Source organism: Rhizobium sp. BK602, from assembly GCF_014195095.1.
Classification (GTDB): Bacteria; Pseudomonadota; Alphaproteobacteria; order Rhizobiales; family Rhizobiaceae; genus Rhizobium.
On record NZ_JACIBC010000003.1, the window covers coordinates 55,726 to 68,694 of the forward strand.

Consider the following 12,969-nt stretch of genomic DNA (forward strand, 5'->3'; position numbering starts at 1 on the left):
TGCCGCTAAGCGCCCTTGCCGTCGCTGAATTTTTCAATCGAAGCGGCAAGCTCCGGATGATCCCTGGCGTAGTCTTCGAGCGGAATGTCGGCGACCGCCGCCTCCCAGGCCTGCTGGACGGCGCGCACGCCGGCCGCCGGTCCGAAGGGATGGCTGACGATGCCGCCGCCGCAGAGATAAAGCAGGTCCGTGGTCCGGCCGGTGCGCCGATAGGTCTCCGGCGCCTGGCCGCCCCATTGGCCCGAACCAGCGACGGGCAGCGGACAATCGGCGGGATCGAAGAGCGGCGTGCTCACCGCCTTGAAGGACTCCACGAAGCTTTCGTCCGGCTCCCAATATTTGACGCGGATGCCGTTGATCTGGAACTGGTCGACGCCAAGCAGGCGCCAGAATTGCTGATAGACCTTGAAATCCATGCCCGCGCCCGGATGGCGCGTCAGCACGTCCCAGCCGTTGCGATGGGCATGCAGCACCAGGCCGGAACGCTTGCGCAGGAAGCTCATGCCGCCGAAGCCGATGGAATTGATGTTGACGACGGCGCAATTGCCGCCGGCCTTCAGGACGAGGTCGTGATTGCGCATCATCTCGTCGGGATCGGCATGCGAGATGCCGAAGGCATACATGACCTTCTTGCCGGTCTTCTGCTCATGGTCGAGGATCTTCGGCATGATCGCCTCGACCCGCTCCTTCAGGGGCGAGTAGGCGGGGCTCATCAGCTTCTCGTCGTCCTTGATGAAATCGACGCCGGAGCTGATCAGTTCGCCGACCAGTTCGGCGGTCTCTGTCGGGCGCAGTCCGAGCGCCGGCTTGACGATCGTGCCGATGATCGGACGTTTCTCGACCCCGGTCAGGCGCCGGCTGCCGGCTATGCCGAATTGCGGGCCGGGATGGGCGCCGCGAAAGGCGTCCGGCAGCTTCATGTCGACGATGCGGATGCCCGTCATGCCCTTGATCGAATAGACGCCGCCGATCGCGATCGTCATCAATGCCGAAAGATCGGTGCCGATCGCCTCGAGCGGAAAGGCGATGTCGACATCGGCGCGATGGAGCGGACCATGGCCCTCGGCGACTTCCGGCCAGCTCGGATGGTCAGCATTCTCCAGCCGCCGGATGCCGATCACCCGTGCCGCGACTCGCGATTTCAGCTCTTCCGTTTCGCCGGGAACCGGCACGAAGGTGCCCGTCGACTGATCGCTGGCGATCTTGTCGGCCATCGCCTCGATGCTGCCGGGCGTTTCGATACGGTAGGTAACGATAATGCTCATGAATTGCTGGTTGCTCCTCTCGCCGACGATTTTGTCGTGGCGTCAACTCGTGATCTGGTATAATGAGTATTCCAACTTCTGCAATGATTTTTTTGTTCAGGAGATATCCCATCGTTTCGAACAGGCTTTCTCCGCACCATTTGACGTTGCATAAGTAAGAAAAGCCTTGAGCCAGCGAGATGTCATGAGCCAGCCAATCGAACAAATCGTCCGTCGGAAGCTCTCTGACGAAGTCTTCGACCGACTGGAGCGGTTGATCACATCGGGCGAATTGAAGCCCGGCGATGAGATGCCGTCGGAGCGTGTCCTGATGGAACGCTTCGGCGTCGGCCGACCGGCGATCCGCGAGGCCATGCAATCGCTTGCCAACAAGGGCCTTGTCAGCATCTCGCATGGTGAACGCGCGAAAGTGCTGCAATTGACCGCGAAGTCGATTTTCCGGCAGGTGGATTTGACGGCGAAGATCATGCTGTCGCAGTCGGCGGATTCGCTCGAACATCTGAAGACCGCCCGCATCTTCTTCGAGCGCGGCATGGCCAGGGAGGCGGCTCCGCGCGCGACGGAGGCCGACATTGCCGATCTCAAGGATATCATCGAGCGTCAGCGCGAATCGCTGGGGCATGCCGAGGATTTCATTTCCGCCGACATGCAGTTTCATACCCGCATCGCGCAGATCTCCGGCAACCCGATCTTCGTCGCCGTCAGCGAGGCGATGCTGGCCTGGCTGAAGGCCTATCATACGGAGATGCTCATCTGGACGGGCAAGGAAAAGTTTACCCTTGTCGAGCATGAGGAGATTCTGGAGCGGCTTGCGGCCAATGACGCGGACGGCGCGGAAGCCGCCGTGCTGAAGCATCTGGAACGGTCACGGGCGCTATACACCAAATAACGAATGTTTCTTTCGCATTGCAGCATTGCCGTCGCGCAATTTTCAGCGCCGGTTCAGCTTCATGCAATACCTCGTGGCTGAATGTTGCTGGAGGTTTCCGGCTCGGCCTGTCCGAATTCGCCGGCCATGTGCCGCCGTCCGGACATCGGAAGAAAGAGGTGTGTGATGGCTAGATTCAATCATCGGAACATGGCGCTCGTTCTCGCGCTGGTCATGACGGCAATTGCCATCATGACCTACAACATCCTGTCTCTCGCCTTGCGGCATCATCACGCGATGATGCACGACATTCATCATGTCATCGCGGCGCTCATCCTGTGTGGCGCCTTCTACGGCGTTATTCGCTATATGCAGGCCCTGCCGGACGAAGACGAGTAGAGTTCAGGAAAGCCACAGAAAGCTAACTCCGGCTCTCGACCGGGCCGGCGCCCCGCATCGATCAGTTGCGCCTTGCCGGCCTCGTGGGAGCGAAAGACGAGGTAACGAAGATATGGCGGATGTTTGTACGCAGGGCGTCGATACGGGCTTCGTGGCCCTCGGCTATGCCAAGATAGCCATACTTGGCGTGGTTCAGGGCCTGACCGAGCTGTTGCCGGTGTCGTCGACCGCCCATATGCGGCTCGTTCCGGCCTTGCTCGGATGGCAGGACCCAGGCTCCGCCTTCTCCGCGGCGATGCAGCTTGCCGCCCTGGCCGCCATCGTCTCCTATTTCTGGAGCGACGTGCGTTCCGTCACCGTCGGCTCGGTGGATGCCATACGGCATGGGGACTGGCGCTCGCCATCGCTGCTGCTGGCGCTTGCCATCGTGATTGCGACGGTTCCGATCGTCATCGCCGGCCTGTTGCTGTCCTCGACCCTGAATGCCTGCGGGACCTCCCTGCGCAGCCTCTGGGTCATTGGTGTCGCCTGTCTGGTCATGGCGCTTCTTCTGGCCCTGGCGGAGCTTTCCAGCCGGCACCGCAAGGATACCGGGCAAATGCGCATCATGGATGCGGTGATCGTCGGCATTGCCCAGGTCGGCGCTCTGATCCCCGGGGTATCGCGCTCCGGCTCGACACTGACGGCCGCTCTTTTCCTCGGTCTCAAGCGTGAGGAGGCGGCCCGTTTCTCGTTTCTCCTCGGGCTGCCGGCGATTGCGCTCGCAGGCTTGCGGGAGCTCTTCGTGCTCTACAAGGCGCATATCCCGGCCGAAGCATGGTCGGTGCTTGCGGTGGGTCTGATCGTTGGCGCGATCTCGTCCTTCGTGACGATCTGGGGTCTGATGCGCTTTCTGGAGCGTTTCTCCACCTGGCCTTTCGTCATCTACCGTGCCGGCCTCGGCGTGGTCATCCTGTTTGGTGTGCTTGCCCTCGGCTGGAATTGAGCTTCCCCATCCGGCCATAGCGCATGAAAATGCTGGACAGGCCCATGACCGCTGCCGACCGAAAGCGTGTCGGCGGCTGCGACAGCGCCGGCGAGATACTGTTTGGCGACGGCAACGGCCTCCGCCAACGTCGCGCCCTTGGCGAGCTCAGCGGCCAGGGCGCTGGACAGAGTGCAGCCGGTGCCATGCGTGTTCTTCGTCGGGATGCGGCTTGCCTCGAACCAGGTCAAACCGGTCGAGCTGGCCAACACATCCGGGCTTTCGCCGCCTTCAAGATGTCCCCCCTTGATCAGGACGGCCAGTGGGCCGAGCCGCAATAGCGCTTTTGCTTGACGAGCCATTGTCTCGCGGTCCGTGGCTTCTGGCTCATGCAGAAGTGCAGCGGCTTCGGGCAGATTGGGTGTCAGCAAGGCCGCAAGCGGCAGAAGCCGTCGGGTCAGCACATCGACGGCATTTGCCGCGAGCAGCGGTGAGCCGCCTTTGGCGATCATCACCGGATCGAGCACGATGGGAATATCTCGATGCGGCACCAACGCATCCGCGACGACTTCGGCGATTTCGGCAGTTGCGATCATGCCGATCTTGACGGCATCGACGCGCACATCGGCAAAAATCGCCCTGATCTGCTCGGCAACGAACTGCGCCGGCACCGCATGAACGCCGGAAACCCCCTGTGTGTTCTGGGCCGTCAGCGCGGTCAACGCTGCCATGCCATAGACGCCGCGCGCCGAAAAAGCCTTCAGGTCGGCCTGGATGCCGGCGCCACCGGAAGGATCGGAGCCGGCGATGGAAAGAACGTTTCTGATCATGGCCGTGCCTTTCTGATTGCTATCGCGATCTCGGCTGTCGCCGCTCGAGGATCGGGCTTGCCGCATATGGCGGAGACCACGGCGATGCCGTCGGCACCGGCCGAAAAAGCACCTGCCGCATGTTCGGCTTTCAGGCCGCCGATCGCGACGGAGGGAACCGGGCAGAGATCGATGATGCGGGACAGGCCGGCCATGCCGATCGGCTGCTTGTGATCCGGTTTCGTCGCCGTTGCGAAGACGGGGCCGATGCCGGCATAATCGACGATGGCGGGATCGATCGCGGCGGCAAGCTCCGGCGTTTCCACGGAAAGGCCGAGGATCATATCGGGGCCGATCAAGTGGCGGGCGGTTTGCACGTCCATGTCTTCCTGCCCGATATGCAGGCCGTCGGCACCGATCGTAACCGCTGTCTCGACATCGTCGTTGACGATGAGGCGAACACCGGTGCCGGCGAGTACCGCCTTCAGCGCGCGGCCGGTTTCGATCATGCTTGCCGTCGTGGCCCGCTTGTCGCGCAATTGCACGATGGTCGCACCGCCGGCGACAGCGGCGCGCGCTGTCTCCACCATGCCGATATCGGCGCAAAGCGCCGGATCGAGGACGAGATAAAGCGAAAGATCGAAGGTTTTCATGCCGGGATTATCCTTGCGTGCGCGTCGAGCGCTGTTCCATCGAGTGCCGCCAGCGCGTCGAGAAAGTGCCAGGAAAACGAGCCGGGTCCGGCCGCCTCGTTGCCCGCTCGCTCGCCGGCGACGGCGAAGACGGCAAGGGCCGCAACCGTGGCCTCGAGCGGGCTTTGCGGTCTTGTCGCGGCGAAGGCGCCGATGAGGCAGGTCAGCGCGCAACCGAGCGCGGTCACCTTTGGCATCAGGACCGATCCGCCTTCGATCCGCCATGCCTTGTTTCCGTCAGTGACGAAATCCGTCTCGCCCGTGACCGCGACGACCGCCTGATACTGGCTGGCCAGGTGCCAGGCCGAGTCTGCCGCCAGTTCGACGGGGTCCCGGCTGTCGACGCCCTGGCCACGGCTGACGCCGCCGGCAAGCGCGATGATTTCCGAGGCGTTACCCCGGATGATCGTTGGTCTCAGTTCCAGAAGTTCAATGACCGCTTTTCGCCGATAGGCGGTGGCATAGTGGGCGACGGGATCGAGAACCCATGGCTTGTCCGCCTTAGTCGCGGCCCGCGCTGCCACCTTCATACCGGCCAGCCAGGCGGGCGACAAGGTGCCGATATTGATGGTCAAGGCGCTGGAGATCGTCGCGAATTCGCCGGCCTCCTCTTCGCTGTGAACCATCGCGGGCGAGGCGCCGGCGGCCAGCATCACATTGGCGGCGATGTTCATCGCCACGAAATTGGTGATGCATTGCACCAGCGGTGGGTCGGCCCGCATGGCGGCGAGCAGAGAGCCGGGAGTGATCTGGTTTTGCATAGTGCCCCTTTCGGGCGGGGCAGGACGCGAAGGGGCGGCACCGGTAGCAAGGCCCCGAGCGACTCCCTCCGCCAGCATTATCTGGTTCAGGTTCGAAGGGTTCTTCTCAGCCCGTCACGCGACGGGCGCCCCTGTCTCTCAATCACCACCCTTCTCGCAGAGAACGGCTCACCTGTCATCCGAAAATCGTCGGGCGCGTTTCGATGGGCGGCGATCGAGACAGGCGCGAGTGCCCGGCAAGCTCGATAATCTATGCGTGAATTGCATGGGTGGAGTGATGTCTTAGCTATGCAAATCACAACGGTTTCGCACTATATCCAACCCATCGAAGCGGACGGAGCGCCAAGCACGGCAGCCCAGCTTCGAATGCCCAAGAAAGGGGATCATCATGAACGTAGCACGCTCTTTCAACAATTGGCTCAAGTATCGTCAGACGGTCTCCGAGCTGGGCCGTATGTCTACCCGCGAACTGCATGACCTCGGTATCGGCCGTAGCGAAATCCGCAACGTCGCCCGGGCTGCCGTCGCCCGCTAACGGCCGCACACGCCGATCTGTACCCATGCCTGCAAGCGCCTGCTTTCCCAGCGGGCGCTTTTGTTTTGTGCAGCTGCCTGATGGGCCTTGGTATTCACAGCGGAGGCATGCAGTGGTCAGCCTCCCGCTTTTCGCATAACGCATAGCTGCCCTGCAAATAAATGCCTATCAAGTGAGCAGTTCTAGTGTATAGTCATATCCATCGAAGCGATGCACCTCCTCCCGCATCCTTCGCTTTGCAGGCGCTCTTCTCCTCCTCCCAAGGTCGCCTGCGGGAACAGCAGCACTCCTCCTCCCAGCTGCTGTTCGGTTCTTCTAGAAAGCCTGCCGCACCTCCTCCCGCGGCAGGCTTTTTCGTTTTTGCCGAGAAGAATCCGCTTGCCGTCGCAGTATTGATGTTCCTGGGTTTGAGAAGACTGCGACTGCGCACAGCCCGGTCGCGACGCCGCTCGAATTTTGACGACAATGTGTTCTCGCCCTCTCGCAAAAACCCATCATGCCCCCTATGTGCGGACGGTAGAACGCGCTAGATCGAGCGGTGCGACGCAATCGTACCCGCCGGATATCAGGAGTTTGAGCATGACCGATTCTGCCGATTACACGCCACCGAAGATCTGGGTCTGGAACAAGGGCAACGGTGGCCAGTTCGCCAACATCAACCGCCCGATCGCCGGGCCGACGCATGAAAAGGAATTGCCCGTCGGGCGTCATCCTCTTCAGCTCTATTCGCTGGGTACACCGAACGGCGTGAAGGTCACCATCCTGCTCGAGGAACTGTTGGCGCTCGGCTATAGCGGCGCCGAATACGACGCCTGGCTGATCAAGATCGGTGAAGGTGACCAGTTCGGAAGCGGTTTTGTCGATGTCAATCCGAATTCCAAGATACCGGCCTTGCTCGACCGCAGCGGCCCAACGCCGATCCGGGTCTTCGAATCCGGTTCGATCCTGACCTATCTCGCCGAGAAGTTCGGCGCTTTCCTGCCGACCGAGCAGCCGGCTCGCGCCGAATGCCTGTCCTGGCTGTTCTGGCAGATGGGCAGCGCGCCCTATCTTGGCGGCGGTTTCGGTCACTTCTATGCCTATGCGCCGACGAAAATCGAATATGCGATCGACCGCTTCGCCATGGAAGTCAAGCGTCAGCTCGACGTTCTCGATCGTCGTCTCGCCGAAAGCGAATATCTGGCCGGCAAGGACTATACCATCGCCGATATCGCCGTCTGGCCCTGGTATGGCGGTCTCGTGAAGGGCTGGCAGTATGGCGCGGCCGAATTCCTGCAGGTACAGGATTACAAGAACGTGCAGCGCTGGGCCGATGCGATCTTCGCGCGGCCGGCCGTCAAGCGCGGCCGGAAGGTCAATCGCCTGTCCGGCGATCCCGCCGACCAGCTGCATGAGCGTCACGACGCCAGCGATTTCGACACCAAGACCCAGGACAAGGTCGCGGTCGCGGGCTGAGCGCATCATCTCCAGACGCATCTTCGAGCCCGTCGCCGTCAAGGCGGCGGGCTTTTCGTATCCGCTTTCGTGCCGGCTCTTCGGTCGCCACGTCAGCCTCGCTCCATCTTGTCTTGCCTAATGTCGATCGCCAGCCGTCGCCATCGCGATGGCTCCATGGGGATCGATGCGCTCGTCCTGAGCGATTCATTTCCGGCACGGCAAGGGGAATGCTTAACATGCTGAACATCTCGGACGATCACGTCTCCATCCAGGCCCTGAACGGGGAGGGAGGAAGTGCGCGTGCATCCGAGAGCGTGGGCCGGCATGATCGAGCGTTTCTCGATTGCCTGATTTCCGGCGGAGACGAGAGGCTGGATTGCGACCCGGTGACCGGCCTCAACATGTATGGCCATGGACCGTCGCCCCGGCCGCTCGATCTCGCCTTCGGTTCCTCGACCGCATCGACCATTTCCGCTGCGGCTTTCGACGTCGTCGGCGCCTATTACGATCGGTTGCAGCGCGATCTGGATATCCATCCCGCCGCCGACATCTACGCGCGGGAAATGGCGCGCATGCGCGCCGATCTCCTGCATCTGCTCGGCCTCGACGCCGGCGAGCGGCGGATCGATGCGGTCATGGCGACCTCCGGCACCGACATCCATCTTTTCGCGGCGTCACTTCTGGCGCGCGAGAATGATCAAACCCTGATGACCATCACGCTGATGGGCAACGAGACCGGGAGCGGGGTCATGGCCGCCGCCGCCGGCCGGCATTTCATGACCCGTGTCAGCAGCGAGCGGCTGGTCGCAAAGGGCGAGGAACTGAGCCCCGGCCATGCGACGCGAAACACCACTGTCCCGGCGCGCCATGCCGACGGCACGTTGCGAAGCGAGGAGGAGGTCGAGCAGGAATTGCGCGGGCTCATCGAGCTTGCCCGTGCCGCCGGCCTTCGATGCCTTCTGGTCGTCACGGATGTGTCCAAGACCGGCCTGCTGGCGCCGGGTCTCGAAACGGTCTTCCGCCTGCAGGCACGCTTCGGCGCCATGCTTGACATCATGATCGACGCCTGCCAGTTCAGACTTTCCGCCGCCACGATCCGCGCCTATCTCGATCGCGGTTTCCTGGTGGCGCTGACGGGATCGAAATTCCTGGCCGGCCCGATTTTCAGCGGCGCGCTGCTGTGCCCGCCGCAATGGTCGGCGCGGCTGAAGCGGAAGCAACTGCCGGCGGCCCTTGCGGATTACTGCGCGAAGGACGATTGGCCGGAGGGTTGGACAGCCCGCGAAGCGCTGCCGCGCCGCGCCAATTTCGGGCTGCTTCTGCGCTGGAAGGCGGCTCTGTTCGAACTCGAGCGCTTTGCCGGTCTACCGCAAGACAAGGTGAGAGCCGTGCTTTCGACATTTGCGGGAGCGGTTAACGCCCGCCTCAAGCAAGACGGCGCTTTCGAGCCACTCGATACACGGGTGCTGGATCGGATGTGTTTGCGTCCGCGGAGCGATGCGACGCATTGGGACGACATACCATCGATCTTCTCATTCTACCTCCGCGATCCTCATCGAGGCGGCTTTTTGCCTGCGGCGGAAACGGCTGATGTCTACAAGGCGCTTGCCATGGAAGAGCCCGGCGTGGCGCCGGTGCGCCTCGGCCAGCCCGTTCGCTGCGCCGATTTCGGCGATATGCCGGCCAGCGCCTTGAGGATATGTCTCAGCGCGCCATTGATCGTGCAAGCGAGTGAGAGTGCCGAAGCACTCGACAGCCTGGTCTCCGATGCGATGGCAGCGCTGGACCGGACAGCCCACGTCGCTGCGCAATTGGCCTGCGGACCAGTCGCAATCCACGCTTCGGGTTCCTGAGGCACGGACGCTGGAGCGGTTCAGCTTTCCACGGAAACTCTGAACCGCACTTTTCCTGAAATTGCTCTAGCCGTTCGCCTCGAATCCCGCAAACTCGCTTCTGACGATGCCGTGGCGCTGCAGCTTGTCGTAGAAGGTCTTGCGGGGAATGCCGAGCGCCTCGATGGTGCGGCGGACGTCGCCCGCATTTTGTGCGAGCGTTTCGCGAATGAGGTCGGCCTCGTAGCGCTCGACGCGGGCAGGGAGCGGCAGCGTCGTGTCGCTGGCTGGTGGCTCGCTCGGCGCCTGGGTGACCGCTGTTTCCAGACCGAGCACGAAGCGTTCGGCAAAGTGAGACAGCTCGCGCACATTGCCCGGCCAGCTATGCTGCAGCAAGTGGCGGCGCACGGCTGCGGACATGGTCGGCACATCGCGCCTGAAGCGGCTGGCGGCCCGCTCGGCGAAATAGCCGAAGAGCAGGGGAATATCGTCTCGCCGTTCGCGCAGCGGCGGGATGGAGATGGTGACGACGTTGAGGCGGTAATAAAGATCCTCGCGGAAATCGCCGCGCTGCTGCGGATCACCAAGATCGACCTTGGCGGCGGCGACGACGCGAAGGTCGACCGGACGCACCTCGTTGGTGCCAAGCGGCGTCACCTCGCGCATTTCCAGCACGCGCAGCATCTGCACTTGAATGGCGGGCGGCATGCTCTCGATCTCGTCGAGAAATAGCGTTCCGGCGCTGGCATGTTCGATGCGGCCGACGCGCTTCTTCTGCGCGCCGGTGAAGGCACCGGGTTCGTGGCCGAAAAGCTCGCTCTCGATGACGGTTTCCGGCAAGGCACCGCAATTGAGCGCGACGAAATTGCCCTTCGCCCGCCGGCTCCAGCGATGCAGCAGGCCTGCGACCACTTCCTTGCCACTGCCGGTCTCGCCGGTCACCAGCACATCGACATCTGTATCGGCGATCTGCCGCAGCGTATGGCGCAGCCGCTCCATCGCCGGCGTCTGGCCGATCAGCGGCAGGTCGCCCTGCGCCTGTTCGGCCGCGATGCGAAGCGACCGGTTTTCCAGAACGAGGCGGCGTTTTTCCGCCGCGCGCCGTACGCTCTGCACCAGGCGGTCGGTGGCAAAGGGCTTTGCGATGAAATCATAGGCGCCGTCCTGAATGGCTTTGACCGCCATCGGAATATCGCCATGGCCGGTGACGAGGATCACAGGCAGATCGGCGTCCCGTTCCTTGACGCGATCAAAGAGCTGCTGTCCGTCCATCTGCGGCATGCGGATATCGGAGACGATGACGCCGGCAAAGCCGGGCTCCAGCGCCGCGAGCGCGTCCAGCGGCGTGGAAAAGGCCGAGACGGCGAAGCCGGCAAGCTCGAGCGTCTGCTTTGTGGCCTTCAGCAGTTCCTTGTCGTCATCGATGAGAAGGACTGGGGACGCGTCGCTCATGACATTGCCTTGCGCAGGTGGATGGTGAAACGGGTGCCGCTTTCGCTGCTTTCGACGTCGATACGGCCGCCATAATCGGCGACGATATCCTTGGAAATGACCAGACCCAGGCCAAGACCCTGTTCTTTCGAGGTATTGAAGGGCGTGAACAGCGATTGCAGAATGGCGGCGGGGATGCCGGGGCCGTTATCGGCGACGATCACTTCGACGCCGTCATCCGTTTCCCGCGCCGACACCTCGACTTTGGCGTTGTCGCGCCCCTCCAGCGCCTCCAGCGCGTTCTGGAACAGATTGATCAGCACCTGCTCGAGACGGATGCGCGTGCCGATGACCGTAAGTCCGACCGGCGGGAGGTCAATCACCAGAGCGTCCAGCCGCCCCGCAAACCGGCTCCTGAGCAGGACGACCGCGCCTTCGATGACGCTTCGGAGTTCCACCGGCTTCGGCGCGCTGCGGCCCTTGCGGGCGAAGGCCTTCAACTCCTCGGTGATCGTGCCGATCCGCTCGGTGAGGGCAGCGATGGAGGATAGGTTTTCCTTGGCCGGTTGAAGCTGCGACCTGTCCAGGAAGATATGGGCGTTGTCGGCATAGGCGCGGATCGTGGCGACCGGCTGATTGATCTCATGGGCGACACCGGCGGCGACCTGGCCGAGAATGGCGAGGCGGTTGGCCTGCACCAGTTCCTGCTGCACGACCTGCAGCTTCGCCTCCGTCGTCCGATGATCGGCGATCTCCGCCTCCAGGCGATCGCGGGCCTGGCTCAGATCCTCGGTTCGCTCAAGCACGCGCCGTTCCAGCTCCTCGCGCGCAAGCCGGCTGATGGCGATCTGCATGGCCGAGACGTGGCGGCGCCAGAGCAGGAAGGCGGCGATCGCGAGGATCGGCACGAGCGCGGTCAACGTCAGGAAACGGGTCTCGCGAACGGCCGAAGCAATCGCCTGATCGGTCGGAACGAGATAGGTCAGCCGCCAGGGCGTCGACGGAATGGACGTCGTCAGCTGCAGATATTCGGCAGCGCTGCTGCCGGGCAGTATGGCCCGCACGATCGAGGCATCCGGGCCGACAGGCTCGGGCCGCGAGATCGGCAACGGCGCCAGGGGCGCATCGCCGAATTGCCGGCTTCTGCGGATGGCGGCGAGATCGGCGGATGCCAACGGCTCCGCCGTCATGAAACGCCACGAGGGAATGCTGGTGATCAGCACGATGCCGTGCTCGTCGGTGACATAGGCGGGACGGCCGGTCTCGCTCCAGTCGGCCTCCAACTGGTCGAATTCCATTTTCACCACGACGACGCCCAGCGGCGAGGCGGCATCGCCCACACGACGGGAAATGTAGAGGCCGGGACGATTGCTGACATTGCCGAGCGCGAAATGCTCGGCGGCTCCCCATTCCATCGCCCGGCTGAAATAGTCACGGAAGGAATAGTCGTTGCCGACGAAGCTCAAGGGTTCGCGCCAATTGCTCGAGGCGATTGCGATGCCGTCTTTTCCGGTGACGTAGAGCACCGAGGCCTTGGTGCCTGAAACGAGGCTTTCCAGTTTCCGGTCGACGGTGTTGACGGCTTCGCCCTTGGAGGCGAGCGCATTCTGCACCTGCAGATCGTCCGCCAAGAGCAGCGGCAGGGCGCGCGGCCGCTCCAGGACCGCTCGCAACAGCGCGACCTTCAGGTTCGCATCGGTATGACCCTGCACCTGCAGCGTCTCCATCGCCTTGATGCGGCCGTAAAGGCTTGCACCATAAAGCGCGGCCGCAATGATGACGGCGCAGAAAAACGCGAAGACAAGCCAGACGCGGCGGGAGCGCCGGCCCAGTTGCTCTGGCGTTGAAAATTGTTCCGTAACCGGCCGTTGCAGCATGCGCATATTGTGCATGATTTCGCGCGCGCTGCAAATCAATCTGTGCGGATAATCGCACAAATCTCTGGCCGCAATCATACCCATTAGAAAAGAGCGTTT

The 12,969-nt window shown here is 62.8% G+C and carries 12 protein-coding genes and 1 riboswitch; of the genes, 6 read left to right on the plus strand and 6 right to left on the minus strand.

From position 1 onward, the window contains the following. Positions 1-5 precede the first annotated feature (5 nt). A complete protein-coding gene (gene oiaX / locus FHX11_RS10680) occupies positions 6-1,265 on the minus strand; it encodes a 3-oxo-isoapionate-4-phosphate decarboxylase OiaX (RefSeq protein ID WP_184357599.1) in 1,260 nt (419 codons plus the stop codon). Positions 1,266-1,449: 184 nt separating this feature from the next. Between oiaX and FHX11_RS10685 the strand changes: the two genes are divergently transcribed. The 3 genes from FHX11_RS10685 to FHX11_RS10695 all read left to right on the plus strand — a co-directional run bounded on the left by FHX11_RS10685 (position 1,450) and on the right by FHX11_RS10695 (position 3,517). Beyond that, complete coding sequence (locus tag FHX11_RS10685) at positions 1,450-2,154, plus strand: transcriptional regulator NanR (RefSeq protein WP_184357600.1); 705 nt, start codon at positions 1,450-1,452, stop codon at positions 2,152-2,154. 165 nt (positions 2,155-2,319) lie between these two features. Next, positions 2,320-2,532 (plus strand): hypothetical protein, encoded by a 213-nt coding sequence (locus tag FHX11_RS10690; RefSeq protein WP_184357601.1) that lies wholly within the window; start codon positions 2,320-2,322, stop codon positions 2,530-2,532. A 112-nt stretch (positions 2,533-2,644) separates the two neighbouring features. Further along, positions 2,645-3,517: an undecaprenyl-diphosphate phosphatase gene (locus tag FHX11_RS10695; RefSeq protein WP_184357602.1), complete on the plus strand. Its 873-nt coding sequence runs from the start codon at positions 2,645-2,647 to the stop codon at positions 3,515-3,517. On the opposite strand, the gene thiD is transcribed toward FHX11_RS10695, so the two are convergent. From thiD to thiM, 3 genes are read right to left on the minus strand one after another with little or no spacing between them, the layout of a single operon-like run. Beyond that, on the minus strand, positions 3,457-4,326 hold the full coding sequence (gene thiD / locus FHX11_RS10700) for a bifunctional hydroxymethylpyrimidine kinase/phosphomethylpyrimidine kinase (RefSeq protein WP_184357603.1): 870 nt from the start codon (positions 4,324-4,326) through the stop codon (positions 3,457-3,459). The two genes, FHX11_RS10695 and thiD, sit on opposite strands and share 61 nt — an antisense overlap. Further along, positions 4,323-4,958 carry a thiamine phosphate synthase gene (thiE, locus tag FHX11_RS10705; protein WP_184357604.1) on the minus strand — a complete coding sequence of 212 codons (636 nt, stop codon included), beginning with the start codon at positions 4,956-4,958 and terminating at the stop codon, positions 4,323-4,325. The genes thiD and thiE overlap by 4 nt, the downstream gene beginning before the upstream one ends. Beyond that, positions 4,955-5,758 carry a hydroxyethylthiazole kinase gene (gene thiM / locus FHX11_RS10710; RefSeq protein ID WP_184357605.1) on the minus strand — a complete coding sequence of 268 codons (804 nt, stop codon included), beginning with the start codon at positions 5,756-5,758 and terminating at the stop codon, positions 4,955-4,957. Before thiM ends, thiE begins: the two co-directional genes overlap by 4 nt. 46 nt (positions 5,759-5,804) lie before the next feature. After that, positions 5,805-5,901: riboswitch (TPP riboswitch) on the minus strand. A gap of 245 nt (positions 5,902-6,146) precedes the next feature. On the opposite strand from thiM, the gene FHX11_RS10715 reads away from it, so the two are divergent. The 3 genes from FHX11_RS10715 to FHX11_RS10725 all read left to right on the plus strand — a co-directional run bounded on the left by FHX11_RS10715 (position 6,147) and on the right by FHX11_RS10725 (position 9,583). Beyond that, positions 6,147-6,293 carry a DUF1127 domain-containing protein gene (locus FHX11_RS10715; RefSeq protein ID WP_184357606.1) on the plus strand — a complete coding sequence of 49 codons (147 nt, stop codon included), beginning with the start codon at positions 6,147-6,149 and terminating at the stop codon, positions 6,291-6,293. Between the two features lie 579 nt (positions 6,294-6,872). Then, a complete protein-coding gene (yghU, locus tag FHX11_RS10720) occupies positions 6,873-7,748 on the plus strand; it encodes a glutathione-dependent disulfide-bond oxidoreductase (protein ID WP_184357607.1) in 876 nt (291 codons plus the stop codon). Positions 7,749-7,966: 218 nt separating this feature from the next. Beyond that, entirely contained in the window at positions 7,967-9,583 is a 1,617-nt protein-coding gene (locus FHX11_RS10725; protein ID WP_246780954.1) for a hypothetical protein, read from the plus strand. A gap of 66 nt (positions 9,584-9,649) precedes the next feature. Here the strand turns inward: FHX11_RS10725 and FHX11_RS10730 are convergent, their stop codons facing one another. Both FHX11_RS10730 and FHX11_RS10735 read right to left on the minus strand, forming a co-directional pair. Next, positions 9,650-11,014, minus strand: a complete 1,365-nt coding sequence (locus FHX11_RS10730) for a sigma-54 dependent transcriptional regulator (RefSeq protein WP_184357608.1) — start codon at positions 11,012-11,014, stop codon at positions 9,650-9,652. Further along, positions 11,011-12,885: a sensor histidine kinase gene (locus FHX11_RS10735; protein ID WP_184357609.1), complete on the minus strand. Its 1,875-nt coding sequence runs from the start codon at positions 12,883-12,885 to the stop codon at positions 11,011-11,013. The genes FHX11_RS10730 and FHX11_RS10735 overlap by 4 nt, the downstream gene beginning before the upstream one ends. Between the last annotated feature and the right edge of the window lie 84 nt (positions 12,886-12,969).

Bases quoted from the DNA above. Each gene is read 5' to 3' on its own strand.
- oiaX (WP_184357599.1), bottom strand. From the start codon at position 1,265: ATGAGCATTATCGTTACCTACCGTATCGAAACGCCCGGCAGCATCGAG.
- FHX11_RS10685 (WP_184357600.1), top strand. From the start codon at position 1,450: ATGAGCCAGCCAATCGAACAAATCGTCCGTCGGAAGCTCTCTGACGAA.
- FHX11_RS10690 (WP_184357601.1), top strand. From the start codon at position 2,320: ATGGCTAGATTCAATCATCGGAACATGGCGCTCGTTCTCGCGCTGGTC.
- FHX11_RS10695 (WP_184357602.1), top strand. From the start codon at position 2,645: ATGGCGGATGTTTGTACGCAGGGCGTCGATACGGGCTTCGTGGCCCTC.
- thiD (WP_184357603.1), bottom strand. From the start codon at position 4,326: ATGATCAGAAACGTTCTTTCCATCGCCGGCTCCGATCCTTCCGGTGGC.
- thiE (WP_184357604.1), bottom strand. From the start codon at position 4,958: ATGAAAACCTTCGATCTTTCGCTTTATCTCGTCCTCGATCCGGCGCTT.
- thiM (WP_184357605.1), bottom strand. From the start codon at position 5,758: ATGCAAAACCAGATCACTCCCGGCTCTCTGCTCGCCGCCATGCGGGCC.
- FHX11_RS10715 (WP_184357606.1), top strand. From the start codon at position 6,147: ATGAACGTAGCACGCTCTTTCAACAATTGGCTCAAGTATCGTCAGACG.
- yghU (WP_184357607.1), top strand. From the start codon at position 6,873: ATGACCGATTCTGCCGATTACACGCCACCGAAGATCTGGGTCTGGAAC.
- FHX11_RS10725 (WP_246780954.1), top strand. From the start codon at position 7,967: ATGCTGAACATCTCGGACGATCACGTCTCCATCCAGGCCCTGAACGGG.
- FHX11_RS10730 (WP_184357608.1), bottom strand. From the start codon at position 11,014: ATGAGCGACGCGTCCCCAGTCCTTCTCATCGATGACGACAAGGAACTG.
- FHX11_RS10735 (WP_184357609.1), bottom strand. From the start codon at position 12,885: ATGCACAATATGCGCATGCTGCAACGGCCGGTTACGGAACAATTTTCA.